The sequence below is a fragment of the Streptomyces fulvoviolaceus genome, from assembly GCF_000718165.1.
Classification (GTDB): domain Bacteria; phylum Actinomycetota; class Actinomycetes; order Streptomycetales; family Streptomycetaceae; genus Streptomyces; species Streptomyces fulvoviolaceus.
Genome location: NZ_JOEY01000007.1, coordinates 184207 through 208459, shown reverse-complemented (window position 1 = coordinate 208459; position 24253 = coordinate 184207). Strand labels below are relative to the sequence as shown.

The following is a 24253-nucleotide window of genomic DNA, read 5'->3' as shown; positions in this document are numbered from 1 at the left end:
GGCGGGTGCCTCTCCCTGAAGGGAGCCGGACAGCACGGGAGAACCCCCCGGGCGGCTCGGCTCCGTATACCTCGACGGTGCCGTACACCGGCCGGATGCCGGTGCGCGTGAGCCGGTCACGATTCCGTGCGAGGCAATCCGGCTTGCCACTGCGTGACTTACGGCTGCGGGTCAGCGCCGGATTTGCACCGGCTTCCCCCCGTACGGGTGTGATGACGACGCGGCCACTCTACCGGCCCGTAGGGAACGACCTGAGGGCCGCCTGTGCGCCCGGGTAGGTTCGGGCCCATGGGGATCACGGGGAGTACGGGGAGACTGATCGGCTCGGGGCGTGCGTCCGACGTGTACGAGATCGACGAGGCGTGGGTGCTGCGGCGGGCCCGGGACGGGTACGGGGACGCGCTGGCCGAGGCGGCCGTGATGGAGCAGGTGCGCGGGCACGGGTACCCGGTGCCGCGGGTGCGGCTCGACGACTCCTCGCGGACCGAGCTGGTGATGGAGCGGCTGCACGGGCCGACGATGCTGGCCGCGTGCGGCGCCGGGCGGATCGGCGCGCGGGAGGCGGGGGAGGTCGTCGCCGGGCTGCTGCGGCGGCTGCACGCCGTCCCCGGGCGCGTGATCCACCTCGACCTGCACCCGGACAACGTGATGCTCACCCCCGACGGCCCGTACGTCATCGACTGGGCCAACGCCGAAGAGGGCGACCCGGGGCTCGACTGGGGCATGTCGGCGGTGATCCTCGCGCAGGTCGCCGTGGGCGACGAACCGATCGCCGAGCCGGCCCGCGCGATGCTGACCGGGCTGCTCGCGGACCCTTCGCACCTGACGGAGGAGGGGCTGGCGGAGGCGCGGCGCCGGCGGGCGGCCAATGTGACGATGAGTGCGCGGGAGACCGAACTCCTCGGTGAAGCGGAGGAGTTGATCCGGTCCGTGGCCCTGCCTCACTGACGGGGCGTAGGCCCGCCGAACGGCAGGTGCAGGACCCGCGACGCCAGCAGCCACGCGCCGTCGGCCGAGCGGCGGAACGTGTCCTCGTAGTGCCCGACCTGGATCGGTGGACCCGACGGGACCGGGGCCGTGCCGCCGTCGTGGCCGTCGATGCGGTACGTCGTGAAGTACGACGTCGCCGTCGCCGTGTCCGAAGAGGCCACCGTGACAAGGACGTTGGACATCAGGCGGCGGGAGAGGCGGTCGTCGGGACGGGAGCCGAAGTACTTCCGCAGCGCGTCCCGGCCCACGAAGCGCCGCCCGTCCACCGGCCACTCCCAACTGCCGTCCTCGGTGAACAGCTCGGCCACAGAGCCTGGTTCACCGAGGTCGAGGCGGTGGACGAAGTCGAGGATCAGGCGCTCACAGGCGCGTTCGGCGAGGAGTCGCTCCAAAGGGTCCATGTGATCGTTGGTATCAGCGGCGCCCCGTGACGCGCGACCCGATTCACACCGCCACGTACGTCACCGGATCGCTCCCCGCCACCGCCTCCGCCCGCCCCAGCTTCACCAGCCGCCGCAGATGTGCCTCGGCCTCCGAGACGGCGATGTTCCTTGATCCGTAAGGGATCTGGGCCCAGGGGCGGTTCCACTCCATGCGCTCGGCGAGCTGCCAGGGGGTGAGGGGCTCGGCCAGGAGGGAGCGGAGGTCGGTGAGCCGTTCCTCGTGGTGCGTGAGCAACTCCTCCACGCGCGCGGCCGCGTCGGTGAACACGTACTGGTGGGCGGGGAGGACCTCGGCGGGGGCGAGACGGCCGATCCGTTCCAGGGAGTCGAGGTAGTCGCCGAGCGGGTCGGTGACGGTCGCGTCGTCGGGGTCCTCGTACAGGCCGATGTGCGGCGTGATCTTGGGGAGCAGATGGTCGCCGGAGAACAGGCGTCCGTGGCCCGGGAGTTGGGCCGGGTGCTCCTCCTCCAGGTGCAGACAGACGTGGCCCGGCGTGTGGCCCGGGGTCCAGATCGCGCGCAGGCGGCGGCCCGCGAGGTCGAGGAGTTCGCCGGGGACGATCTCGCGGTCGGGGAGGGCGGGGGCGAAGCCGGGGAGGGTGCGGCGGCGGACGGTGCGCAGGGGCGCGATGTGGTCCTCGGGGGCGCCGGCGGCCATGAGCTTGGCCGTCATGTAGGCGAACCAGCGCTCGGGTCGGGTCTCACGAGTGCGCCGTACGATCGCGCCGTCCGCCTCGTGCATCGCGATCCAGGCGCCGGACGCGTCGCGGACCTTGCCCGACAGACCGTGGTGGTCGGGGTGGTGGTGGGTGATGACCACGCCGTGGATCTCGGTGGGCGAGGTGCCGCAGCCCGCCAGTCCGTCGGCCAGGGTGTCCCAGGACGCCGGGTCGTCCCAGCCGGTGTCGATCAGCACCGGTCCGCGGTCGGTGTCGACGACGTACACGAGCGTGTGGCCGAGCGGGTTGTCCGGGATGGGGACCTGGATGGACCGGACGCCGCCCCCGTGCTCGTACACCTGCGTCATGGGCTCCCCAATCGCCGCGTTCCCGTCACTATAACTAGAACGGGTTTCGATGGGAGCCCGAGTCATCCGTCCGCCCGGTCAAGTCGTGTGAGGCCCGTGGACTCCTCCGGGAGGAGCTGGTATCAGTGCCGTATCTGATGAACCGTCAGAGACAGTCGCTCCGGGGAGGCAGTCGCCATGACCGAGCTCGTGGAACACGGACAGCTGTTCATCGGCGGGGAGTTGACCGACCCCTTGGGCAAGGACGTCATCGAGGTCATCTCCCCGCACACCGAGGAGGTCTTCGGCCGGGTGCCGCACGCCTCGACGGCGGACGTGGACCGGGCGGTCGCCGTCGCGCGCACCGCGTTCGACGAGGGGCCCTGGCCGCGGATGTCGCTCGACGAGCGGATCGAGGTCGTCACGCGCATCAAGGACGGGATCCTCGCCCGCCACGAGGAGATCGCCCGCGTGATCTCCTCCGAGAACGGGTCGCCGTACTCCTGGAGTGTCCTCGCGCAGGCCCTCGGCGCGATGATGGTGTGGGACGCGGCGATCACGGTCGCGCGGAACTTCACCTACGAGGAGACGCGTGACGGAGTGCTCGGCCGCATCCTCGTCCGGCGTGAACCGGTCGGGGTCGTCGCCGCCGTAGTCCCTTGGAACGTCCCGCAGTTCGTGGCCGCGGCCAAGCTCGCGCCGGCGCTGCTCACGGGGTGCACGGTCGTGCTCAAGCCCTCGCCCGAGTCGCCCCTCGACGCCTACATCCTCGCCGACATCACGCGCGAGGCCGGGCTGCCGGAGGGCGTGCTGTCGATCCTGCCCGCCGACCGCGAGGTCAGCGAGTACCTGGTCGGGCACCCGGGCGTCGACAAGGTGTCCTTCACCGGGTCGGTGGCGGCGGGCAGGCGCGTCATGGAGGTCGCCTCCCGCAACCTCACCCGCGTGACCCTGGAGTTGGGCGGCAAGTCGGCGGCGGTCGTGCTGCCGGACGCGGACGTCGAGACGACGGTGGCGGGTGTCGTCCCGGCGGCCTGGATGAACAACGGGCAGGCCTGTGTGGCCCAGACCCGCATCCTGCTGCCGCGTTCCCGCTACGACGAGTTCGCCGAGGCCTTCGCGGCGGCGGCGGGCGCGCTGGTGGTGGGCGACCCGCTCGACCCTGCCACCCAAGTGGGCCCCCTGGTCGCCGAGCGCCAGCAGCGGCGCAACCTCGACTACATCCGTATCGGTCAGGAGGAGGGCGCGAAGATCCTCACCGGTGGCGGGCGTCCGGCGGGGCTGGAGCGCGGCTGGTATGTCGAGCCGACGCTCTTCGGGGACGTCGACAACTCGATGCGGATAGCGAGGGAGGAGATCTTCGGCCCGGTGATCTGCCTGCTGCCCTACGGCGAGGAGTCCGAGGCGCTGAAGATCGCGAACGACTCCGACTACGGGCTGAGCGGCAGCGTGTGGACGGCGGACGTCGGGCACGGCATCGAGATCGCGCGGCAGGTCCGTACCGGTACGTACTCGGTGAACACCTTCAGCCTCGACATGCTCGGCCCCTTCGGCGGCTACAAGAACTCGGGGCTGGGAAGGGAGTTCGGGCCGGAGGGCTTCGGCGAGTACCTGGAGCACAAGATGATCCATCTGCCGGCCGGCTGGGAGGCGTGAGCGGCGATGGGTGACCGCTGGCAGGTCGAGGTCGACCGCTCCCTCTGCATCGGCTCCGCCCAGTGCGTCCACCACGCCCCGGACGGCTTCCGCCTCGACACGGGCCGCCAGTCCCACCCCGTCGACCCGGAGGCCGACGCCAACGAGAAGGTGCTGGCGGCGGCGGAGAACTGCCCGGTCGAGGCGATCATGATCACGCTGCTGGGGAGCGGGGAGCCGGTGTTTCCGCCGGAGGAGTAGCCCATGGCTCGGCGCCGCAAAAAATCCCGATTCAGGGGGTTATTTCTGCGGACGAAAGTTCTATTCTGGAAGTGGCCTACGGGGCGAGTGAGGGAGTCCAACCGGAGTAGCCGACTTTGGCGTGATGCTCAGGCATCCGCTGAGGCCGACGTCGACGGTCGGGCTGAGAGGCCGGAAGGCAGCAGTCGGGCCGGAAGGCGACCCCCAGTACCTGATCCGGACCATGCCGGCGAAGGGAACCCGTCTCGTAGGTTTTTCATGTCCGAGAGCTATGGCGTCGGTGGCAGCGGGTCCAGTATCGGGTTCGTCAGGTGCTGGAAGATCATCGACGTGCGGAAGCCCAGGATTTCGCGGCGGTTGGTGAAGCGCTCCAGCAGGAACGCGTGAAGGTGTTCGATGTCCTGGGCCGTGACGTGGACGAGGAAGTCGTCGCTGCCCGCCATCGTGTAGACCGACAGCACCTCGGGCAGTTCGGACACGGAACGCTCGAACCCCGCCACAACGTCCCGGTTCAGCGGCCGGACCTGCACCGACACCATCGCCTGCACCCGGCGGCCCAGCGCGGGCAGATCGACCTGCGCGTGATAGCCCCGGATCACCCCACGCTGCCGTAGGAGGCGGATCCGCTCCAGGCAGGTCGACGGCGCGATGCCGACCTTCTCCGCGATCGCCCGGTTCGATTGCCGCGCATCCTCCTGCAGATGCCGCAGGATCGCCGTATCAAGTTCGTCCACGATCGCCTTCCTCCGAGTGCTGCCGAATTTTGTTCGGGATCATCGCGACGGGCCGGAACTTCAACCTACCGTCCGGCCCATGACGCAAACACTCGAACACGAAGAGGTGGCCGTCCGAAGCGGCCGGCGTTCGGGGCTGACCCTGGTCGTCGCCCTCCACTCCCGCACCCTGGGCCCCGCCGTCGGCGGCTGCCGGATGCGGCGCTACGACAGTTGGTACGACGGTCTCGCGGACGCCCTGCGCCTGTCCGAGGCGATGACCCACAAGTGCGCCGCCGCCGGTCTCGACTTCGGCGGCGGCAAGAGCGTGATCGTCCTCGACCGGGACACCGACCTCACCCCCGCCCTGCGCGAGGCGGCGCTCGCCGACCTGGGGGAGCTCATCGCCTCCTTCGAGGGCTCCTACCGCACCGGACCGGACATCGGCACCAGCCCCGCCGACATGGCCACGCTGCGCCGCTGGACGCCGTACGTCTTCTGCCTGCCCGAGGAGCACGGCGGCACCGGCGACTCCGGCATCCCCACGGCCACCGGCGTGTTCGCCGCCCTGCGCGCGGGCGCACGGCACGTGTTCGGGACCGGGTCACTCGAGGGGCGCACTGTCGTGGTCAGTGGCTACGGCTCCGTCGGCAGCCGGGTCGCCGCCGGGCTGGCGGCGGACGGCGCCCGGGTGCTGGTCTCCGATGTGGAGGAGGGCAAGCGGGACGCCGCCCGGCGGGCCGGGCTCGAATGGGTCGAGCCCGACAAGGCGTTGGGCACATCGGCGGACGTCCTGGTGCCGGCGGCCGTCGGGGGAGTGCTGACCCCGGAGACGGCCGCCGGGATCGACGCGCGTCTCGTCGTAGGGCCGGCCAACAACCAGCTCACCGACGACCGGGTCGCCGACGCGCTCGCGGCCCGCGGGATCATCTGGATCCCTGACTTCGTCGCCGGTGCGGGAGGCGTCGTCTACACCCTCACCCGCGAGATCGAGCACCTGACGCACGAGGAGGCGGTACGACGGGTGGAGGGCATCGGCGACACCGTGAGCCGGCTCCTCGACACCGGCACGACCCCGCTGCACGAGGCGAAGAACCTGGTGGCGGACCGGCTCAGCGCGGCTCTTTCGGTTCCGTGAGGTCGATCAGCCGGCACACCGTCTCGATGTCGATCTTCACCTGAGCGATGGAGGCCCGGCCCGAGAGCCAGGTGATCAGGGCCGAGTGCCAGGTGTGCTCGATGACGCGGACCGCGGAGAGCTGCTCGGGGGTGGGATTCTCCAGGCCCATCGCGTCCAGGACGATCGCCGTGGTCTGGTGGGAGACCTGGTCGACCTCGGGGCTCACACTGCGGTCCGCGAAGGTGAGGGCGCGGACCATCGCGTCGGCCAGATGCGGCTCGCGCTGCAGTGCGCGGAAGGCGCGCATCAGCGTCTCCGCCACCCGCTCGGCCGCCGTGTCCCCCTGCGGCGGCTTCTTGCGCAGCGTGCCGTGCATGTGTTCCAGCTGGTCCTGCATGGTGGCGACGAGCAGATGGATCTTGGACGGGAAGTAGCGGTAGAGGGTGCCGAGCGCCACCTGCGAGGACTCCGCGACCTCCCGCATCTGCACCGCGTCGAACCCGCCCCGGCTGGCCAGCTGCGCGCTCGCGTGCAGGATGCGGCGGCGCCGCGCCTCCTGCCGCTCGGTGAGGGGCGCGGAGTCCGGTCGCGCGCTACTGGCATCCACCTTGGCCACCTTGTTCACCCTGGTTTCCGCGGGCATGGGTCCCGTTCCGTGACAGTCCGTGAGGGCTTGCGATCACTCAGCATGGCAGGGTGCCGGTCGTGGCGTGAATCACCTGATCCACCGCTCACAGGGGCCTTACCTGCCGGTAGATTCAGAGCCTCCTGAACGATCAAGTCTGAAACTTGTTCTAGATTACCGTCACGGCGTAATCTCGCGGGACAGTGCAGGCAGAAGGGGGCTCAGAGTGACCGCTGAGGCCAGTCAGGCGGGGTCTTCCGAGGACCTGGCCGCCGACGGCGAGCGACCGCTCCGTATCGCGCTCCTCACCTACAAAGGGAACCCGTTCTGCGGTGGCCAGGGTGTCTACGTACGGCACCTCTCCCGCGAACTCGCCCGCCTCGGCCACCGTGTCGAGGTCATCGGCTCCCAGCCCTATCCCGTCCTCGACGAGGGGCACGACGACCGCCTGAGCCTCACCGAACTCCCGAGCCTCGACCTCTACCGCTCCCCGGACCCCTTCCGCACCCCGAAGCGCGACGAGTACCGCGACTGGATCGACGCGCTGGAAGTGGCGACCATGTGGACGGGCGGGTTCCCGGAACCGCTGACCTTCTCCCTGCGGGCCCGCCGCCATCTCCGCGCCCGGCGCGGTGAGTTCGACGTCGTCCACGACAACCAGACGCTGGGGTACGGCCTGTTGGGCGACGTCGGCGCCCCGCTGGTCACCACCATCCACCACCCCATCACCGTGGACCGGCAGTTGGAGCTGGACGCGGCCGAGGGCCGGGTCCAGCGGCTGGCCAAACGGCGCTGGTACGCCTTCACCCGCATGCAGAAGCGCGTCGCGCGCCGCCTGCCCTCCGTGCTCACCGTCTCCGGCACCTCCCGCCAGGAGATCATCGACCACCTCGGTGTCCGCGACGACCGCATCCACGTCGTCCACATCGGCGCCGACACGGATCTCTTCTCGCCGGATCCGTCCGTGCCCGTCGTACCGGGCCGGATCGTGACGACCTCCAGTGCGGACGTCCCGCTCAAGGGCCTGGTCTTCCTCGTCGAGGCGCTGGCCAAGGTCCGCACCGAGCAGCCCGAGGCCCACCTCGTCGTCGTCGGCAAGCGGCCCGAGGAGGGGCCGGTCGCCCAGACGATCGAGCGCTACGGCCTCGAAGGCGCCGTCGAGTTCGTGAAGGGCATCTCGGACGCCGCACTGGTCGACCTGGTCCGCTCGGCCCAGGTCGCCTGTGTGCCGTCCCTGTACGAGGGGTTCTCGCTGCCGGCGGCGGAGGCGATGGCGACGGGCACGCCGTTGGTCGCCACGACGGGCGGGGCGATCCCGGAGGTCGCCGGCCGCGACGGAGAGACGTGCCTGGCGGTACCGCCGGGCGACCCGGGCGCGCTGGCGGCCGGCCTGAGCCGACTGCTGGGCGACCCCGAGCTGCGTGCGCGCCTCGGTGCGGCGGGACGTGAGCGGGTGCTGGAGCGCTTCACCTGGGCGCGGGCCGCCGAGGGCACGGTCTCCCGTTACCGCGAGGCGATCGGCCTCCCCGAGGGCGCGGCTCCCGGCCCCTCCGTGGTCCCGACACCCACCTCCGCCGCCCCCACAAGCAACTATTCCGAAAGCAGGGCCACGTGCTGACCGTCGACTTCTCCCGGTTCCCGCTCGCCCCGGGCGACCGTGTCCTGGACCTCGGGTGCGGTGCCGGCCGGCACGCGTTCGAGTGCTATCGGCGCGGCGCCCAGGTCGTGGCGTTGGACCAGAACGGCGAGGAGATCCGCGAGGTCGCGAAGTGGTTCGCGGCGATGAAGGAGGCGGGGGAGGCCCCCGAGGGCGCCACCGCCACGGCGATGGAGGGCGACGCGCTCGCGCTCCCCTTCCCCGACGAGTCCTTCGACGTCGTCATCATCTCCGAGGTCATGGAGCACATCCCGGACGACAAGGGCGTACTCGCCGAGATGGTACGGGTGTTGAAGCCCGGCGGCCGGATCGCGATCACCGTTCCGCGCTACGGCCCGGAGAAGGTCTGCTGGGCGCTGTCCGACGCCTACCACGAGGTCGAGGGCGGCCACATCCGCATCTACAAGGCCGACGAGCTCCTCGCGAAGATGAGGGAATCCGGACTCAAGCCCTACGGCACGCATCACGCGCACGGGCTGCACTCGCCGTACTGGTGGCTGAAGTGCGCGTTCGGCGTAGACAACGACAAGGCGCTGCCGGTGCGGGCGTACCACAAGCTGCTGGTCTGGGACATCATGAAGAAACCGCTGGCCACGCGGGTCGCCGAACAGGCGCTGAACCCGCTGATCGGCAAGAGCTTCGTGGCGTACGCGACCAAGCCGCATCTGCCTGCCGTGGATGCGCGGTGACCACTCCCCGCACCGAACACCTCGTCCTGCCCGGAGTCCTCACCGCCGAGCAGGCCGTCGCGACCGTCGCCGGCATCCTCGCCGTACAGCGGGAGGACGGTGCGCTTCCGTGGTTCCGGGGACACCACCTGGACCCCTGGGACCACACCGAGGCCGCGATGGCGCTGGACGCGGCGGGTGAGCACGAGGCCGCCGAGCGGGCGTACGAGTGGCTGGCCCGTCACCAGAACGAGGACGGGTCCTGGTACGCGGCATACCAGGACGGGGACTTCACGGACGTCACCGACCGGGGGCGCGAGACGAACTTCGTCGCCTACATAGCCGTAGGCGTCTGGCACCACTACCTCTCGACGGGCGACGACACGTTCCTCGACCGCATGTGGCCGGCGGTCTACGCGGCGATCGAGTTCGTGCTCCGGCTGCAGCAGTCGGGCGGGCAGATCGGCTGGAAGCGTGAGGACGACGGTACGGACACGTCGGACGCGCTGCTGACGGGGTCCTCCTCGGTCCACCACGCGCTGCGGTGTGCGCTGGCGATCGCCGAGCAGCGTGAAGAGCCGCAGCCGGACTGGGAGTTGGCGGTCGGGGCGCTGCGGCACGCGATCCGCCGGCACCCGGAGCGGTTCCTGGACAAGGACCGCTACTCGATGGACTGGTACTACCCGGTGCTGGGCGGCGCGTTGACCGGCACGGAGGCCAAGTCCCGTATAGAGGCGGACTGGGACCGCTTCGTGGTCCCCGGCCTCGGGGTCCGCTGCGTCATCCCCAACCCGTGGGTCACGGGCGGCGAGTCGGCCGAACTCGCCCTGGCCCTCTGGGCGATGGGCGAGTCCGACCGTGCGCTGGAGATCCTCCAGTCGATCCAGCACCTGCGCGACGCGGAGTCGGGCCTGTACTGGACGGGCTACGTCTTCGAGGACGGAGCGATCTGGCCGCGCGAGCTGACCACGTGGACGGCCGGCTCCCTTCTGCTCGCCGTGGCGGCGCTGGGCGGCCACGAGGCGACGTGCACGGTGTTCGGCGGCGACCACCTGCCCCGCGGCCTCGACCCGGACTGCTGCGCCTGAGAACCTGGTCGGTTTCGGTGCGCCCCTGGGGGCTGCAGTGGACCTCGGTTGTTCAGTGTCGGTGTGCGCGGTTGGCTATTGCATGGCCTATGAACAGGTAGACGACTGCTGCCAGGCCGTAGCCGGCTACCACTCGCGCCCATGCTTCGTCGAAGGTGAACAGGTCGTAGGACCAGCCGGCGAGCCAGCGAGCCGCGTCGTGGATGAACTGCACGAAGTCGTTCCCGCGGTTCGCGTCCAGCAGGTACATCAGGATCCACAGGCCCAGAATGAGGGCCATGATGTCGGCGACGATCGCTATGACCGTCCCGGCGGAATTGGCACCACGGCGAGTTTCAGTGGACATGTTGTTCGAATGGCCCCGAATCCCTGACTGAAACCTGCCAGTGCGTCGAGCGCGTTCCGGGTGACTTCTTCGGGCGTACGGCCGTCGGTGGCGACGGCAGCCGTGGCGGCAGTTGGGCGTGGCGGCGGTCTCCGCGCTCGGCCCCGCCGCCGACGGCACAGCGGTGCGGCGCACCTCCGCCGTGCGCGTACAAGGAGTACGTCATCACCTGCGACGACGGTGCGCGGCTGTACGTCCACGAGTAGTTCAGCACCGACCGCATCCGTCCGCTGCCGGACGCGGGACGGCCCGGCCCGCTGCCGCGCACCGGCCAGGCTCTAACCCTCCCTGGTCCAACGGCTTCCGCCCTGCTAACATCCCGACTTATTCGATGTTTCACGAACAACGAAGATGCTTGTGACGACGAGGAGTCCCACCTGCATGAGCACCCCTCCCCGCGACGCCGCCGACGTGATCACCCCCGACCGCACCCTGCGCGATGCGGTGTTCGCCCTCGTGGCCCGCCCGGCCCCGACGACTGCGACCTCCTGGGCGGTGATGGCGACATGACCGATGTCTCCTCCACTCCGACCGCCACCGTCTCCGAGACCGCGGGACCCTCGCCGAGAACGGTCTCCCTGCTGGCCTTCGCCACCATGTTCGTGATCGGCACGGACACCTTCCTCGTCGCCCCGCTGCTGCCCACCCTGGCCGACACCTTCCACGTCTCCGGTGGCGTCTCGGGCTGGATGGTCAGCGCCTACGCGCTCGGCTACGCCCTGTTCGCCCTCGTCGCCGGACCGCTGTCCGACGGCCGGGACCGGCGCCGGGTGCTGCTGGGCGGGCTCGTCGCCTTCACCATGACGACCGCGCTGTGCGGCTTCGCCCAGGGCTTCTGGACGATGATCCTCTTCCGGTTCCTGGCCGGGGTGAGCGCCGCGATCGTCTCCCCGCAGATCTGGGCCTCCATCCCGGTCCTGGTCCGGCCGGAGCTGATCGTGCGCACCATGGGCTTCGCCACTGCCGGCCTGTCCATCGCGCAGTTCGCCGGCATCCCGCTCGGCAGCTGGCTCGCGGCCGTCTCCTGGCACCTGCCGTTCTGGGTGATCGGCGGCGTCTCGGCCCTGCTGTGGCTGCTGCTGGCCCGCTTCTTCCCGTCGGTGCCCGGCCGCCCCGGCGCCGCGGGCACGGGAGCGCGCCACATCACGCGCACCTACGGCACCGTCCTCGGCCCCGGCCGGCTGCGCTGGTACCTGCTCGGCTACCTGGTCTTCCAGACCGGCAACTTCGAGGCCATCTCCTTCTTCGGCTCCTGGTTCACCAAGGACTTCGCGCTGGGCGTCGGATCCGTCGGCACGGCGATGATGGCCGTCGGCGCGGGCAACGTCGTCGGCTCGCTGTTCGGCAGCAGGCTCGTCCAACGCCTGGGCCTGTACCGGTCGTTGCTGTTCGCCGTCCTCGCCATGGGCGCCCTGTACTGCGTGGTGCCGCTCTCCCCGGACCTCGCCACCGCACTCGTCCTGCTGGCGCTGGTCATGATGGTCGCCGGGTTCGTCTTCCCGGTGTTCATGAGCATCCTCCAGCAGCAGACCGAGACCGCCCGCGGCACCGTCTCCTCCCTCGCCAACGCCGCCATGTACGTCGGCACGACCATCGGCGGCGCGGTCGGCGGCGTCCTGCTCGCCAAGGTCGACGGCTTCTGGGGCATCGCCGCGTTCACCGTCGCCGCCTACCTGGTCTCGCTGGGCGTGTACACGGCGGCCGGGGCGTTCCGCCGGCAGGAGACCGCCGTATGAGCACGGCCGTCCCGTTCGATCGCTACGGCACACCGGACGAGCCCTACGTCACCAACCTGCCGGTGCCCCACGCATGTTCTATCATCGTAGAACCTTGAAAGAAGGTGCGTCGGGGGATCAAACGGACAGAGACGAGGAGGGTGGGCATGCGCGCGGAACTCTTCCACCCCGACCGGGACGAGATCTCCCTGGACCGGGTGCTGCACGCGCTGAGCGATCCGATCCGGCGGGACGTCGCCCGGGTGCTGCACGAGGAGGGCTCGCGGGTCTGCGGGCAACTGGACTACCCCATCGCCAAGTCCACGCTCTCCCACCATCTGAAGGTGCTCCGCGAGTCCGGCGTCATGCACACCGAGGTCCGCGGCACCACCCGCGTCATCACCCTCCGCCGCGACGACATCGACACCCGCTTCCCCGGCCTCCTGGACGCGGTCCAGGTGACGACCCCGGCCCCGGCCCTCACTGACGCCTGAGTTCAGGAGTTCAGCTCCGCCAGCACCCGCAGACTGTGCGGGTCGGGAGCCAGCGCCAGCAGGTCCGTCACCGGGCCCTTGCGCCACAACTCCAGCCGCTCGGCGATGCGTTCACGCGGGCCGACCAGCGAGATCTCGTCGGCGAACGCGTCCGGCACGGCCAGTACGGCCTCCTCCCGGCGGCCTTCGAGGAACAGTCGCTGGATCCTCCGTGCCTGCTCCTCGTACCCCATGCGCGCCATCAGGTCGGCATGGAAGTTGCGGGCCGCGTGGCCCATGCCGCCGATGTAGAAGCCGAGCATCGTCTTGACGGGCAGCAGCCCTTCGGCGATGTCGTCGCAGACCCGCACCTGGGCCATGGGGGCGATCAGGAAGCCCTCGGGCGCACCTTCGACCGAAGGGCCGTACACCTCCGGCCGGGTCGGCGACCAGTACAGCGGCAGCCAGCCGTCGGCGATTCGGGTGGTCTGGGCGACGTTCTTCGGGCCCTCTGCGCCGAGCAGGATCGGCAGGTCGGGGCGGAGGGGATGGGTGATCGGCTTGAGTGCCTTGCCGAGGCCCGTGCCGTCCGCGCCGCGATAGGGGTGGGAGTGGAAGCGGCCGTCGACTTCGACCGGGGCTTCCCGCCTGAGGACCTGCCGTACGACCTCGACGTACTCCCGGGTCGCGGTCAGCGGCGACTTCGGGAACGGACGGCCGTACCAGCCCTCGACGACCTGCGGTCCGGACAGCCCGAGGCCGAGCATCACGCGCCCGCCGGAGAGGTGGTCGAGCGTCAGCGCGTGCATCGCGGTGGTGGTGGGTGAGCGGGCCGCCATCTGCGCAACCGCCGTACCCAGCTTGATGGTTGAGGTCTGGGCGGCGATCCAGGTGAGGGGAGTGAAGACGTCGGAACCCCACGACTCCGCGGTCCACACGGAGTGGTAGCCGAGCCGCTCGGCCTCCCGGGCCAGCGGCAGGTGATCGGGGGAGGGGCCGCGGCCCCAGTAACCGAGCGCAAGGCCGAGTCGCACAGCGCCTCCTGACGGGATGTCAGACACGGGAGGGCTGCGACTGTACGACAACGGCCCCTCGCCCGGAAGGGCGAGGGGCCGTTGTCAGGGCCTGGCGGACGTCAGCCGCGCTGGATGCCGCTCGTGTCCTGCAGCACACCACGACGGCCGTCCTGCGTCTGGGCGACGAGGGCCGGGCCGCGCTGCTCGACGGCCAGGTACCAGGTGCCCGGCGCGAGTTCGGCGATCGGCGTCGGCGTACCGTCCTCCGCGAACAGCGGCCGCGGCACCGGCACGGCGAACCAGAACGGCGCGAACTCCGGGGCGGCCGGCTGTGGGGCGGCCGGCTGCGGGGCCGGAGCCTGGGCCTGCGGCTGCGCACCGAAGGGCTGACCGGCCTGCGGCTGACCGCCGTACGGCTGACCGGGCTGCGGCTGCCCCGGCTGCGGGGCGCCCGGGTAGCCGTAACCGGCGGGCGGCTGGGCGCCGTAGGGCTGGGGCTGCGGGGGCTTGGGGGCCGGGATGAGGGCGGCCTTGAGGGCCGGGACGAGCGGGGTGGCTACCGCGGCACCGGCCATGACCAGGGTGGCGACGAGCGCGAGGATCAGGCCGAGACCGGCGCTGACGCCGTTGTCCGAACCGGAGCCGACGTTGTCCGTGCCGCCGAGCGGGTCGAAGATGTTCCCGAGTGCGCTCCAAGCGGCGAAGACCGTGAACGCGATGCCGAACTGGCCGAGGTCGAGGCCGGCCACCTTGGGGACCTGCGGCAGGCCGTGGGAGACGACGACGAGTGCGGCGCCGATGATGCCCGCGAGGACGACACTCAGCAGGACCGGCCCGCTTCCCCAGGAGTTGGGGAGTTCAACGCTGTCGGAGGCCCCGTCGATCGCATAGATGTCGAGGAACGACGCGATCAACAGCAACACCGCTGCTCCGATCACCACGCCGTCGCCTCTAGTGAGTGAGCGGATATTCACTTCAGTCGGTCCTTCGCAGGTCGTCTCGTCGTCGGTCAGGAGGCGTCGCCGTCACCATGTCGCCCTCAGGCCCCGGTGTGAAGCGCGGGGGTGGCCCCTCATAGTAAGGACGACACTATCGTCCGCCCGAACAGGGTGTCCGCCCGGATCAGCCGCTGATCACTACCCGCGCAGGAAACTCACAATTCCCTCAGAGACCCCTTGTGCCGCTTTCTGTCGCCACGCGCCGCTGGTGAGCAATGCCGCGTCCTTGCTGTCGCGCATGTTGCCGCACTCGATGAACACCTTGGGAACCGTTGACAGATTGAGGCCGCCCAGGTCCGTACGCGTGACCAGTCCTGTTCCGTCACCGATGTAGTTGGAGGGCGCACTGCCCGTCGCGCGCACGAAGTTGCCCGCGATGCGCTCGCCGAGCTCGGCCGAGGGGGCGACGATCTTGCGGGTGTCGGCGGCGCCCTTGTGGACGCTGCCCGGCAGGATGACGTGGAAGCCGCGCTGGTCAGCCCCCGCGCCGTCCGCGTGGATGGACACGACGGCGTCCGCGTGCGCCTTGTTGCCGATTCGGGCCCGCTCGTCCACGCAGGGGCCGTAGGTCCGGTCGCCGTCCTGCGTCAGCTTCACCGTCGCGCCCTGCTTCTCCAGCAGTGTGCGCAGCCGGTGGGCGACGTCCAGCGTGAACTTGGCTTCCGCGTAACCGGAGTTGGTGGACGTGCCGGTCGTGTCGCACTCCTTCCAGTTCGTACCGATGTTCACCTTGCGGTTGATCTCGGCCGTGTGCTGGAAGTTGGTGGGGTTGTGCCCCGGATCGATGACGACGACCTTGCCCTTGAGGGAGCCGGAGCCGGAGGCGGTGGGCGTCGGGCTCGGCTTCTTGTCGTCCTCGGTCGAGTCGTCACTCGTCGAAGAGACTGTCGGTGTCCCCACGGCCGCCGTGTCCGAACCGTTCCCGTTCGCCGACGCGCCCACCCCCTCGTACACCAGCCACCCGAGCAACACCCCCGGCACGAGCGCGGCGGCGATCCATGTGAGGCGGCGACGGGGACGGCGGGGCTGGGGAGGATCGAAGTCCGGACCTACGTACGACATGTCAGCGACTCTAGACGCGCCCTCAGATCCCCGCCCCCGTCCGCCGCAGCACCCGCAGCGAGTCGGTCACCGAGATCTCCGTGAAGGCGCCGGACGCGAGGGCCCGGAGGTAGACGCGGTACGGGGCCTGGCCGGTGAACTCGTCGGCCGGGTCCGGGTGCACGTCGTGGATGAGGAGCAGGCCGCCCTCGGCCACATGGGGGGCCCAGCCCTCGTAGTCGGCGTTCGCGTGCTCGTCGGTGTGGCCGCCGTCGATGAAGACCAGGCCGAGGGGGGAGTGCCAGATCTTCGCGATCTGCGGGGAACGGCCCACCAGGGCGACCACGTGGTCCTCCAGCCCGGCCCGGTGCAGCGTGCGGCGGAACGTCGGCAGCGTGTCCATCAGGCCCAGCTCGGGATCCACCGTCTCCGGGTCGTGGTACTCCCAGCCCGGCTGCTGCTCCTCGCTGCCCCGGTGGTGGTCGACGGTGAGCGCGGTGACGCCGGCCTCGTGGGCCGCGTCGGCGAGCAGGATCGCGGAGCGGCCGCAGTAGGTGCCGACCTCCAGGAGCGGGAGCCCGAGGCGCCCGGCCTCCACGGCCGCCGCGTACAGGGCCAGGCCCTCGTCCGTGGGCATGAACCCCTTCGCGGCCTCGAAGGCTGCCAGGATCTCGGGCTTGGGGGCGGCCGCGGGCATGGGGGTTCCTCCCGGTCGTACGACGCTTTCCGCGCCCCATGCTGCCGCACTCCCCGTCGGCTGGGCGACAGGGGGTGCGGCAGCACCCTCAAGGGGCGCGGGACTGTATCGATCTGCGGCTCCGCCGCGTGGGCGCGACCAGCCACGACGAAGCCGCAAGACGCCATCCGGCACCACATGGCACCCCCGCGGAGCGCTACGCAGTCACCGTCTCCCCGGGCAACGACAGATCCAGGTCCACCGCCCGCTCCGCACCGGAGTGCGTGGCAGAAGAGGCAAGCGGCGCATGCCCCGTGGCCCGTGCGGCCAGCACATACGCGCCCTGGGCCGGGACGGCGAGGGCGTATGTGCCGTCCTCCTCGGAGAGCGTCGCGCCCGCCTGGCGGCCGCGGCGTCCAGGACGCGGCCGCGGAAGCCGCGCAAGGCCTCCTCGGCACGCTCCAGGTTGGCGTCCTCCTCGCTGCTGGCGCGCAGCTGCGGAGCCCGGTTCGGCTTGGGCAGGAACAGGGCCAGCAACAGGCCGATCGCCACCGCGCCGGTCGCGATAAGGAAGGAGACGCGGAAGCCGTGCATGGTGGGGATCTCGACGCCGCCGACGTTGTTCGCCGTGTTGGCCAGCACCATGCCGATGACGGCGCTGGAGACGGACGTACCGATCGAACGCATCAGGGTGTTGAGGCCGTTCGCCGCACCCGTCTCCGACGCCGGCACCGCGCCGACGATCAGCGCGGGCAGCGAGGAGTAGGCGAGGCCGATGCCGGCGCCCAGGAGCACCGCGATGACGAGGCTCTGCCAGGCGGCGCTCATGAGGCCGAGGCCGGCGCCGTAGCCGATCGCGATGATCAGCAGGCCGAGGATCAGGGTGAACTTGGGGCCGTACTTCGCGGAGAGGCGGGCGTAGACGGGCGCGGTGAACATCATCGTCAGGCCGAGCGGCGCGACGATCAGACCCGCGACGACCATCGACTGACCGAGGCCGTAGCCGGTGCTCTTCGGCAGCTGGAGGAGCTGAGGGAGGACCAGGGAGACGACGTAGAAGCTGACGCCGACCATGATCGAGGCGAGGTTGGTGAAGAGGACGGCGGGGCGGGCCGTGGTGCGCAGGTCCACCAGCGGGGCCTTCACCCGCAGCTCCATCACGCCCCACAGGAGGAGGACGACCGCGGCGGCGGCGAACAGGCCGAGCGTGGTGCCGGAGGTCCAGCCCCAGTCGCTGCCCTTGGTGATCGGCAGGAGGAAGAGGACGAGACCGGCGGAGAGGCCTATCGCGCCCAGGACGTCGAAGGTGCCCTCGGCGCGCGCCGGAGACTCCGGTACGACGAAGAGGGTGAGCGCGATGGCGAAGACGCCGACGCCCGCGGTGCCGTAGAAGAGGGCGTGCCAGTCGGCGTGCTGCGCGACCAGGGCCGCGACGGGCAGCGCGAGGCCGCCGCCGACGCCGATCGAGGAGCTCATCAGGGCCATCGCCGAGCCGAGCTTCTCGCGGGGCAGCATGTCGCGCATCAGGCCGATGCCGAGGGGGATCGCGCCCATCGCGAAGCCCTGGAGCGTACGGCCGGCGATCATCGTGAGCAGATCGCTGGTGACCGCGCTGACCAGCGCGCCCACCACCATCACGGCGAGGCTGAAGATCAGCATGCGCCGCTTGCCGTACAGGTCGCCGAGGCGGCCCATGATCGGCGTGGCCACGGCGCCGGAGAGCAGGGTCGAGGTCAGGACCCAGGTGGCGTTGCTGGGCGCGGTGTCCAGCAGCTGCGGCAGGTCCTTGATGACCGGGACGAGCAGGGTCTGCATCACCGCGACCACGATGCCCGCGAAGGCGAGCACCGGGACGACGGCTCCGCTCGCTCTGCGGTCGGGCCGGTCGGTCGGCGTGTGCGTCATGAAGTAAGGCCTCCAGGCCTGAAAAAAGGGGGGCTGTGCCGGTGGTGCCGTGCGGGAGCTGTGTGCGGTACCAGATACGTGCAGGTTGAACCCGTGCGCCTGGGCAACTATTCCGATGCTTTGGCGTACTAACGATTTCTTTATCTTCTCTTGGGGAAACGGGGTCTTCTCCTGGGGAACCAGGTCCGGCGGTCTACGCCGAAATCCCGATGCAAGGGGCACCGGCCGGTTGAGACCATGACGCCCATGCTCGAAGCCGCTGACACCACCCGCCGGTCCCGTCCGCGTACCGTGCCGCCCACCTGGCTGGTGGTGGCACTGGCGTGTGCCGGACAGTTCCTCGTCGTGCTCGACGTGTCCGTGGTGAACGTGGCCCTGCCGTCGATGCGCGCCGACCTGGCAATGAGCGCTTCCGGGCTGCAATGGGTGGTGAACGCCTACGCCATCGCCTTCGCCGGCTTCATGCTGCTCGGCGGCCGGGCCGGCGACCTCTACGGCCGCAAGCGGATGTTCCTGGTCGGGCTCGGCCTGTTCACGGTGGCCTCGCTGGCCGGCGGGCTGGCCCAGGAGGGCTGGGAACTGCTGCTCGCGCGGGCCGCGCAGGGGCTGGGGGCGGCGGTGCTCGCGCCCTCGACGCTCACGATCCTCACGGCCGCCGTCCCGGAGGGGGCCGCACGCGCGCGTGCCATTGCGACCTGGACGGCGGTCGGCGCGGGCGGCGGCGCGGCCGGCGGGCTCGTCGGCGGTGCGTTGGTGGAGACGCTGTCCTGGCGGTGGGTGCTGCTGATCAACGTGCCGATCGGGGCCGCGGTGCTGCTCGGCTCCGTACTGCTGCTCTCCGAGAGCCGGGCGGGGGACGGGCGGCGTCTCGACCTGCCGGGTGCGCTGCTGGTGACGGCGGGACTGGCCACCCTGGCCTACGGCATCTCGCAGACCGAGGCGGAGGGGTGGACGGCCGCGGCCACCCTGGTTCCGCTGTGCGCCGGGCCCGGGCTGATCGGCCTCTTCCTGCTCGTCGAGTCCCGTACGGCGGCCCCGCTGATGCCGCTCGGACTGCTCAGGGTGCGGTCGGTGGCGTCGGCGAACGTGGCGATGTTCCTGTGCGGCTCCGCGATGTTCTGCATGTGGTACTTCATGACGCTGTACGCCCAGAACGTCCTCGGCTACTCCCCGCTGGACGCGGGGCTCGCGCTGGTGCCCAGCTCCCTGGCGGTGGTGCTGGGGTCGAAGCTCGCGCCGCGGTTCATGCGGGTGGCCGGGGCGCGCCGGGTGGCCGCCCTGGGCACGGTGGTCGCGGTGGTCGGGTTCGGGTGGCAGTCGACGATGACGGCGGACGGGGGTTACGTCGTCGGGATCATGATTCCCGGGATCCTGATGATGCTGGGGGCCGGGCTCGCCGCCACCCCGCTCGCCGCGCTGGCCACGTCGGGGGCGGCGCCGGGGGAGGCCGGGCTGGTGTCCGGGCTGGTCAACACCTCCCGCACGATGGGCGGTTCGCTGGGGCTCGCGGTGCTGTCGACGATCGCGGCGGCCCGTACGGCGGGGAGCGGTACGCCCGAGGCGCTGACGGAGGGGTACGCGCTGGCGTTCCGGGTGGGGACGGGGGTGCTGTTGGGTGGGGTGGTGTTGATGCTGGTGTGGCTGCCGCGGCAGCCGGGGGAGCAGCGGGTGCGGCGGTCGCAGCGGTCGCAGCGAGGAATTTCTTCGAAGTCGGAGAAGTGAGGCAACGGTCCGGGCGGTTCATGGACTCCTTTAGACATCTAGGAGGTGCCCATGGGGGATCGCAAGGAGGCTCGGGACGACGAGTTCCAGAGCTTTGTCATCGGCCGCTGGCCACGGTTGATGCGGACGGCATTTCTCCTCACGGGGGAGCAGCACGCCGCGGAGGATCTGGTCCAGTCGACGCTCGAACAGGTCTATGTGGCCTGGCGCAAGGTCGGCTCGGCGGACGATCCGGAGGCGTATGTACGGCGCGTGATGATCAACGCGCATGCGCGCAGGCACCGACGGCGCCTCAAGGAGTTCCTGGCGCCCAAGGACGACTCGGGAATCGTGCGGGAGGTCGCCGACACCGGTGACCGCATCTCCCAGGCCGAGGACCGCAGCGCCCTGTTGAAGGCGCTCGCCCACCTGCCGCCGAGGCAGCGGGAGGCGGTGGTCCTGCGGTACTGGGAGGACCTGTCCGAGACCCAGACGGCCGAGGCGATGGGCTGTTCGGTGGGCTCGGTGAAGAGCAACGCGGCCAAGGGGATCGCGAAACTTCGCGCCATACCCGGCCTGGCCGACATGGTGACGCAGGGAGGGCGGAAGTGATGAGCGCGGACCGAGAGACGAGCCACGACATGACGAACAGCGACATCTCCCTCCTGCTGGCCGACGCCGCGGACGAGGTCGAGATCGGCATAGCCCCCTACCAGGCGGTGATCCGCGGCGGACGCCGTCGCCGGGCACGGCGCTGGGCGGTGGCGGCGGCCACGGCACTCGTGCTCGCCGGGTCGTCGGCGACGTTGGCGGTGGCGGGGCTGCCGGGCGGGGACGGGGGGCGGGTGGCACCGGCGGCGACCCAGCCGTCGCAGACGCCGAAGGCGGACGTGTCCGCACCTCAGCGGACCACGCTCGCGACCGGAACCGACCAGGGCACGAAGTGGCAGGTCACCCTCGACGTGTGGTCGCCGCCTGGCAACGAGGCGGAGGCCGAGGCCCAGATGAGCGCGATGGCCCTGTACGGCGAGAACCCGCCGGACGCCGACAAGGCCTCCGACCTGATCGGCAAGATCACGTACTTCGTGCACCGCACCTACGGCGAGAAGAGCTCGCCGGTCATGGAGAACACGGTCCCCAAGTCGGACACCCTGTCCGGCACTGACCTCATGTCCGGGGCGCTGCCGCTCAAGCCCGGCGGCGACAAGGCCGAACGCCTCCTGATCGGCTACGTCGCCAAGACCGCCCAGCGCGTCACCTGCACCTGGAAGGACGGCACGGCGACCCAGGTGGAGAGGGAGCCTTCGAACACCACTGTCAGCACTGACGAGCCGGCGATCCGGTCGGCCGACGGATCCCCCTACGACTGGTTCGTGTGCGTCGCGCCGAAGGGCACGGCGTACAAGTCGGCGGAGGTGACGCTGCCCGGCGCCTAGAGCCACCCCTGCTGCCGGGCCTCCCGCATCGCCTCCATGCGGTTGCGGGTGCCCGTCTTGCCGATGGCCGAGGAGAGGTAGTTGCGGACGGTGGACTCCGAGAGGTGGAGCTTGTCGGCAATGTCGGCGACCGTCGCACCGTCCGCGGAGGCGTTGAGGACGTCGCTCTCACGGGCGGTGAGGGGGTTGGGTCCGGCGCTGAGCGCGGCCGCGGCGAGGGCGGGGTCGATCACGGTCTCGCCGGTGAGGACCCGGCGGATCGCGGCGGCGAGTTCCTCCACGGGGCCGTCCTTGACGAGGAATCCGGCGGCTCCGGCCTCCATGGCCCGGCGCAGATACCCGGGCCGGCCGAAGGTGGTCAGGATCAGCACCCGGCAGTCGGGCGCCTCGTCGCGCAGCTGGGCGGCGGCGTCGAGGCCGCTCATACCCGGCAGTTCGATGTCGAGGAGCGCCACGTCCGGGCGGTGGGTGAGGGCTGTGTCCACGATCACGTCCCCGGCCGCGATCTGGGCCACCACCTGGATGTCCGGCTCCATCCCGAGCAGCAGGGCGAGTGCCCCGCGCATCATCCCCTGGTCCTCGGCGAGCAGAACCCTGATGGACTTGGCGGGCCGGTGGTCCCGGGGCATCTCGTTCACGGCCCCAGCGTAGGTCGCACAGGCTCGGTCGGCGTTCCGTGCGACGTAGGGCGGCGCGGACAGACATTCGGTCAGGCAGGCCGGTTCGTCGCAGTGGGGCCGTGCCTCTCCGCCCCTTTGGTCATCTGGGACCGTCGGCCGAGGCGGTGTCCTGCGAGATTCCCGACGCAACGGGTGAGAACAGGAGTCCGTGCATCGAATGCGTGACCTTCATGAGCGGTGCTCGTTGGGTGCGGTGAGGGGATCTTCGAAGCGGGGGGCTGCAGAGTGGGTGGGAAGTTCAGGTCGCGACCTGGTTGCGTGATGCAGGCCTACAAGTTCGCTCTCGATCCGAACGCCGGGCAGGAGCAGGCGCTGCGTTCGCACTGCGGTGCTGCCCGGGCCGCCTTCAACTGGGCCGTGTCGTGGGTGACGGCCTCGTGGTGGCAGCGCAAGGCGGAAGCCTCGTACGGCATCGTTGAGGAGGAGTTGACGCCGTGGCGGCCGTGGTCACTGCCCCTGCTGCGCAAGGAGTTCAACCGAGTCAAGACCACCGACCCGAGATTCGCCGGCTGGTGGCAGGAGAACTCCAAGGAGGCCTACAACACCGGGCTGGCGAACGCGGCTTCCGCGTTCGACAACTACGCCAAGTCCAAGCAGGGCAAACGCAAGGGTGCCAGGGTGGGCGTCCCGCGCCGCAAGCCGAAGCGGAAGGCCCGCCCGGCCTGCCGGTTCACCACCGGCACGATCCGCGTCGAACGTGACGGTCGGCACGTCACCCTGCCCCGGCTGGGCACGATCCGTACGCATGAACCCACAGCCAAGCTTTTGGTCCGCATCCAGGCCGGGACGGCGCGCATCCTCTCCGTAACCGTCCGGCATGAGCGCGGGCACTGGTTCGTCTCTCTCCAGGTCGAGACCGCCCGGGAGATCACCCGTGTCGACCGGCCGGACACTGCGGTCGGGATCGACCTGGGCGTGAAACACCTGGCGGTCCTGGCCGACAGTTCCGGAGAGATCCGCTACGAGCCCAACCCGAAGTACCTGGACGGCGCCCTCAAGCTGCTGCGGGTCCACTCCCGCCGAGCCTCCCGGAGGCAGGGACCGGACCGCAGAACAGGGCAGAAGCCGTCGAAACGCTGGGAGAAGGCCAACGCCGAGCGGAACAAGATCCACCACCGCGTGGCGAACCTGCGCACCGACGCGCTGCACAAGCTGACCACCCGTGTACGCGCCGAGTACGGCACGGTGGTGGTCGAAGACCTCAACGTCGCGGGCATGCTCCGCAACCAGCGGCTCGCCCGCCGCGTGGCCGATGCCGGGTTCGGAGAGATCCGGCGCCAGCTCACCTATAAGGGCCGACGCAACGCCTGCCCCACTATCGTGGCCAACCGCTGGTACCCCAGCTCCAAGACCTGCTCGAACTGCGGCGCGGTGAAAGCCAAGCTGCCGCTGCACGTCCGAGTCTTCACCTGCGACGCCTGCGGCCTGGTCCTCGACCGCGACGAGAACGCAGCCCGCAACCTGGTCGCCCTCGCGGCGGCCTGCACCACTGGTACCGGAGTGGCCGGAGACCAGGACACGCCACGCGTGTCGAAACCCCGCGGAGCCGACCGTAAGACCCGCCGCCAACGCCCCGACCGGAACACCGGACGAGGCGGGCGGGCAGGTGGCGCAAGCCTGCCGCACCAGCGGCGGAAGGAAACGGGAGACCGTCGTCAGGACACCGAAGCGCCACCCGCGCTGCGGTGACACCGTCACGGACCTTCTCGGTAGAAAGGCCGGGAACGTTGAGAGACGCTCAAGTTTTCAGCGACGGAGTTGAAGGTGAGCAGCCCCTGGGGGCGTCACCCTGGAAGAGATTTCAAGAAGGCGCCTAGTTCCAGTAACAGAGTGAAGGCGGTGGGATGGGGCGGGGTTTCCCGGGACCGTCCCGGCCTTCCGCAGCCCGTCACTCGGCCTTGAGGCGGACCTTGTTGGCCCCGTGCTCCCTGTAGCACCGTCGTTGATCCCACGAATCCCGGACCGCCCCCGGGGTGCTCCTCCAAGCGGCACTAGACCTTGCGCAATCAGGACGCTTACCC

24 protein-coding genes, 1 pseudogene and 1 riboswitch are annotated in these 24253 nt (G+C 70.4%); of the genes and pseudogenes, 14 read left to right on the top strand and 11 right to left on the bottom strand.

Annotation, left to right across the window (positions count from 1 at the left end; all coding sequences use genetic code 11):
• Positions 1–132 precede the first annotated feature (132 nt).
• Positions 133–198, bottom strand: a riboswitch (cobalamin riboswitch).
• A 90-nt stretch (positions 199–288) separates the two neighbouring features.
• Complete coding sequence (locus tag IG08_RS0109520) at positions 289–948, top strand: phosphotransferase (protein ID WP_030598798.1); 660 nt, start codon at positions 289–291, stop codon at positions 946–948.
• Here IG08_RS0109520 and IG08_RS0109515 read toward each other — a convergent pair.
• The gene (locus tag IG08_RS0109515; protein WP_030598795.1) at positions 942–1391 is read right to left on the bottom strand and encodes a nuclear transport factor 2 family protein; all 450 of its coding nucleotides are present in this window, start codon (positions 1389–1391) and stop codon (positions 942–944) included. The genes IG08_RS0109520 and IG08_RS0109515 overlap by 7 nt on opposite strands.
• 43 nt (positions 1392–1434) lie before the next feature.
• On the bottom strand, positions 1435–2460 hold the full coding sequence (locus tag IG08_RS0109510) for an MBL fold metallo-hydrolase (protein WP_030598792.1): 1026 nt from the start codon (positions 2458–2460) through the stop codon (positions 1435–1437).
• Positions 2461–2637: 177 nt separating this feature from the next.
• Between IG08_RS0109510 and IG08_RS0109505 the strand changes: the two genes are divergently transcribed.
• Positions 2638–4095 (top strand): aldehyde dehydrogenase, encoded by a 1458-nt coding sequence (locus IG08_RS0109505; RefSeq protein WP_030598789.1) that lies wholly within the window; start codon positions 2638–2640, stop codon positions 4093–4095.
• A 6-nt stretch (positions 4096–4101) separates the two neighbouring features.
• Entirely contained in the window at positions 4102–4335 is a 234-nt protein-coding gene (locus tag IG08_RS0109500) for a ferredoxin (protein WP_030598787.1), read from the top strand.
• A gap of 269 nt (positions 4336–4604) precedes the next feature.
• On the opposite strand, the gene IG08_RS0109495 is transcribed toward IG08_RS0109500, so the two are convergent.
• Positions 4605–5069 (bottom strand): Lrp/AsnC family transcriptional regulator, encoded by a 465-nt coding sequence (locus IG08_RS0109495; RefSeq protein WP_030598783.1) that lies wholly within the window; start codon positions 5067–5069, stop codon positions 4605–4607.
• Positions 5070–5148: 79 nt separating this feature from the next.
• On the opposite strand from IG08_RS0109495, the gene IG08_RS0109490 reads away from it, so the two are divergent.
• A complete protein-coding gene (locus IG08_RS0109490) occupies positions 5149–6186 on the top strand; it encodes a Glu/Leu/Phe/Val dehydrogenase dimerization domain-containing protein (RefSeq protein ID WP_030598780.1) in 1038 nt (345 codons plus the stop codon).
• Here the strand turns inward: IG08_RS0109490 and IG08_RS0109485 are convergent.
• Positions 6161–6811 carry a TetR family transcriptional regulator gene (locus IG08_RS0109485; RefSeq protein WP_030598778.1) on the bottom strand — a complete coding sequence of 217 codons (651 nt, stop codon included), beginning with the start codon at positions 6809–6811 and terminating at the stop codon, positions 6161–6163. The two genes, IG08_RS0109490 and IG08_RS0109485, sit on opposite strands and share 26 nt — an antisense overlap.
• A gap of 208 nt (positions 6812–7019) precedes the next feature.
• On the opposite strand from IG08_RS0109485, the gene IG08_RS0109480 reads away from it, so the two are divergent.
• From IG08_RS0109480 to IG08_RS0109470, 3 genes are read left to right on the top strand one after another with little or no spacing between them, the layout of a single operon-like run.
• Complete coding sequence (locus IG08_RS0109480; protein WP_030598777.1) at positions 7020–8411, top strand: glycosyltransferase family 4 protein; 1392 nt, start codon at positions 7020–7022, stop codon at positions 8409–8411.
• Positions 8405–9139, top strand: coding sequence for a class I SAM-dependent methyltransferase (locus IG08_RS0109475; RefSeq protein WP_030598774.1), 735 nt, complete (start codon positions 8405–8407; stop codon positions 9137–9139). The genes IG08_RS0109480 and IG08_RS0109475 overlap by 7 nt, the downstream gene beginning before the upstream one ends.
• Positions 9136–10206 carry a prenyltransferase/squalene oxidase repeat-containing protein gene (locus IG08_RS0109470; RefSeq protein WP_030598772.1) on the top strand — a complete coding sequence of 357 codons (1071 nt, stop codon included), beginning with the start codon at positions 9136–9138 and terminating at the stop codon, positions 10204–10206. The genes IG08_RS0109475 and IG08_RS0109470 overlap by 4 nt, the downstream gene beginning before the upstream one ends.
• Before the next feature lie 52 nt (positions 10207–10258).
• Here the strand turns inward: IG08_RS0109470 and IG08_RS0109465 are convergent, their stop codons facing one another.
• Positions 10259–10552, bottom strand: a complete 294-nt coding sequence (locus IG08_RS0109465) for a hypothetical protein (RefSeq protein WP_030598771.1) — start codon at positions 10550–10552, stop codon at positions 10259–10261.
• Positions 10553–10972: 420 nt separating this feature from the next.
• Between IG08_RS0109465 and IG08_RS62430 the strand changes: the two genes are divergently transcribed.
• From IG08_RS62430 to IG08_RS0109445, 3 genes are all read left to right on the top strand, one after another.
• Positions 10973–11101, top strand: coding sequence for a hypothetical protein (locus tag IG08_RS62430; protein ID WP_261724952.1), 129 nt, complete (start codon positions 10973–10975; stop codon positions 11099–11101).
• On the top strand, positions 11098–12327 hold the full coding sequence (locus IG08_RS0109455; protein WP_030598770.1) for an MFS transporter: 1230 nt from the start codon (positions 11098–11100) through the stop codon (positions 12325–12327). Before IG08_RS62430 ends, IG08_RS0109455 begins: the two co-directional genes overlap by 4 nt.
• A gap of 146 nt (positions 12328–12473) precedes the next feature.
• Positions 12474–12800 carry an ArsR/SmtB family transcription factor gene (locus IG08_RS0109445; protein WP_030598769.1) on the top strand — a complete coding sequence of 109 codons (327 nt, stop codon included), beginning with the start codon at positions 12474–12476 and terminating at the stop codon, positions 12798–12800.
• 2 nt (positions 12801–12802) lie between these two features.
• Here the strand turns inward: IG08_RS0109445 and IG08_RS0109440 are convergent, their stop codons facing one another.
• The 5 genes and pseudogenes from IG08_RS0109440 to IG08_RS54020 form a co-directional block, all read right to left on the bottom strand.
• Entirely contained in the window at positions 12803–13813 is a 1011-nt protein-coding gene (locus IG08_RS0109440; protein WP_030598767.1) for an LLM class F420-dependent oxidoreductase, read from the bottom strand.
• A gap of 101 nt (positions 13814–13914) precedes the next feature.
• Positions 13915–14769, bottom strand: a complete 855-nt coding sequence (locus IG08_RS0109435) for a DUF5336 domain-containing protein (protein ID WP_052424562.1) — start codon at positions 14767–14769, stop codon at positions 13915–13917.
• A 162-nt stretch (positions 14770–14931) separates the two neighbouring features.
• Positions 14932–15855 carry an N-acetylmuramoyl-L-alanine amidase gene (locus IG08_RS0109430; protein WP_030598762.1) on the bottom strand — a complete coding sequence of 308 codons (924 nt, stop codon included), beginning with the start codon at positions 15853–15855 and terminating at the stop codon, positions 14932–14934.
• A 22-nt stretch (positions 15856–15877) separates the two neighbouring features.
• Positions 15878–16531 (bottom strand): class I SAM-dependent methyltransferase, encoded by a 654-nt coding sequence (locus tag IG08_RS0109425; RefSeq protein ID WP_030598759.1) that lies wholly within the window; start codon positions 16529–16531, stop codon positions 15878–15880.
• A 196-nt stretch (positions 16532–16727) separates the two neighbouring features.
• Positions 16728–18415 (bottom strand): annotated as a pseudogene (locus tag IG08_RS54020) (MFS transporter).
• A 237-nt stretch (positions 18416–18652) separates the two neighbouring features.
• On the opposite strand from IG08_RS54020, the gene IG08_RS0109415 reads away from it, so the two are divergent.
• From IG08_RS0109415 to IG08_RS0109405, 3 genes are read left to right on the top strand one after another with little or no spacing between them, the layout of a single operon-like run.
• Complete coding sequence (locus IG08_RS0109415; protein WP_063757757.1) at positions 18653–20137, top strand: MFS transporter; 1485 nt, start codon at positions 18653–18655, stop codon at positions 20135–20137.
• Positions 20138–20188: 51 nt separating this feature from the next.
• Positions 20189–20728 carry a SigE family RNA polymerase sigma factor gene (locus tag IG08_RS0109410; RefSeq protein WP_030598754.1) on the top strand — a complete coding sequence of 180 codons (540 nt, stop codon included), beginning with the start codon at positions 20189–20191 and terminating at the stop codon, positions 20726–20728.
• Complete coding sequence (locus tag IG08_RS0109405; RefSeq protein WP_199820834.1) at positions 20728–21552, top strand: hypothetical protein; 825 nt, start codon at positions 20728–20730, stop codon at positions 21550–21552. The genes IG08_RS0109410 and IG08_RS0109405 overlap by 1 nt, the downstream gene beginning before the upstream one ends.
• On the opposite strand, the gene IG08_RS0109400 is transcribed toward IG08_RS0109405, so the two are convergent.
• Complete coding sequence (locus tag IG08_RS0109400; protein WP_030598747.1) at positions 21549–22181, bottom strand: response regulator transcription factor; 633 nt, start codon at positions 22179–22181, stop codon at positions 21549–21551. The genes IG08_RS0109405 and IG08_RS0109400 overlap by 4 nt on opposite strands.
• A 312-nt stretch (positions 22182–22493) precedes the next feature.
• On the opposite strand from IG08_RS0109400, the gene tnpB reads away from it, so the two are divergent.
• Complete coding sequence (gene tnpB, locus IG08_RS0109395; RefSeq protein WP_030598745.1) at positions 22494–23921, top strand: IS607 family element RNA-guided endonuclease TnpB; 1428 nt, start codon at positions 22494–22496, stop codon at positions 23919–23921.
• Positions 23922–24253 lie beyond the last annotated feature (332 nt).

Coding starts and splice junctions, on each gene's coding strand:
- IG08_RS0109405 (WP_199820834.1), top strand. CDS start 20,728: ATGAGCGCGGACCGAGAGACGAGCCACGACATGACGAACAGCGACATC.
- IG08_RS0109425 (WP_030598759.1), bottom strand. CDS start 16,531: ATGCCCGCGGCCGCCCCCAAGCCCGAGATCCTGGCAGCCTTCGAGGCC.
- IG08_RS0109485 (WP_030598778.1), bottom strand. CDS start 6,811: ATGCCCGCGGAAACCAGGGTGAACAAGGTGGCCAAGGTGGATGCCAGT.
- IG08_RS0109445 (WP_030598769.1), top strand. CDS start 12,474: ATGCGCGCGGAACTCTTCCACCCCGACCGGGACGAGATCTCCCTGGAC.
- IG08_RS0109400 (WP_030598747.1), bottom strand. CDS start 22,181: ATGCCCCGGGACCACCGGCCCGCCAAGTCCATCAGGGTTCTGCTCGCC.
- IG08_RS0109510 (WP_030598792.1), bottom strand. CDS start 2,460: ATGACGCAGGTGTACGAGCACGGGGGCGGCGTCCGGTCCATCCAGGTC.
- IG08_RS0109515 (WP_030598795.1), bottom strand. CDS start 1,391: ATGGACCCTTTGGAGCGACTCCTCGCCGAACGCGCCTGTGAGCGCCTG.
- IG08_RS0109490 (WP_030598780.1), top strand. CDS start 5,149: ATGACGCAAACACTCGAACACGAAGAGGTGGCCGTCCGAAGCGGCCGG.
- IG08_RS0109505 (WP_030598789.1), top strand. CDS start 2,638: ATGACCGAGCTCGTGGAACACGGACAGCTGTTCATCGGCGGGGAGTTG.
- tnpB (WP_030598745.1), top strand. CDS start 22,494: ATGCAGGCCTACAAGTTCGCTCTCGATCCGAACGCCGGGCAGGAGCAG.
- IG08_RS0109520 (WP_030598798.1), top strand. CDS start 289: ATGGGGATCACGGGGAGTACGGGGAGACTGATCGGCTCGGGGCGTGCG.
- IG08_RS0109415 (WP_063757757.1), top strand. CDS start 18,653: ATGACGCCCATGCTCGAAGCCGCTGACACCACCCGCCGGTCCCGTCCG.
- IG08_RS0109465 (WP_030598771.1), bottom strand. CDS start 10,552: ATGTCCACTGAAACTCGCCGTGGTGCCAATTCCGCCGGGACGGTCATA.
- IG08_RS62430 (WP_261724952.1), top strand. CDS start 10,973: ATGAGCACCCCTCCCCGCGACGCCGCCGACGTGATCACCCCCGACCGC.
- IG08_RS0109455 (WP_030598770.1), top strand. CDS start 11,098: ATGACCGATGTCTCCTCCACTCCGACCGCCACCGTCTCCGAGACCGCG.
- IG08_RS0109430 (WP_030598762.1), bottom strand. CDS start 15,855: ATGTCGTACGTAGGTCCGGACTTCGATCCTCCCCAGCCCCGCCGTCCC.
- IG08_RS0109500 (WP_030598787.1), top strand. CDS start 4,102: ATGGGTGACCGCTGGCAGGTCGAGGTCGACCGCTCCCTCTGCATCGGC.
- IG08_RS0109410 (WP_030598754.1), top strand. CDS start 20,189: ATGGGGGATCGCAAGGAGGCTCGGGACGACGAGTTCCAGAGCTTTGTC.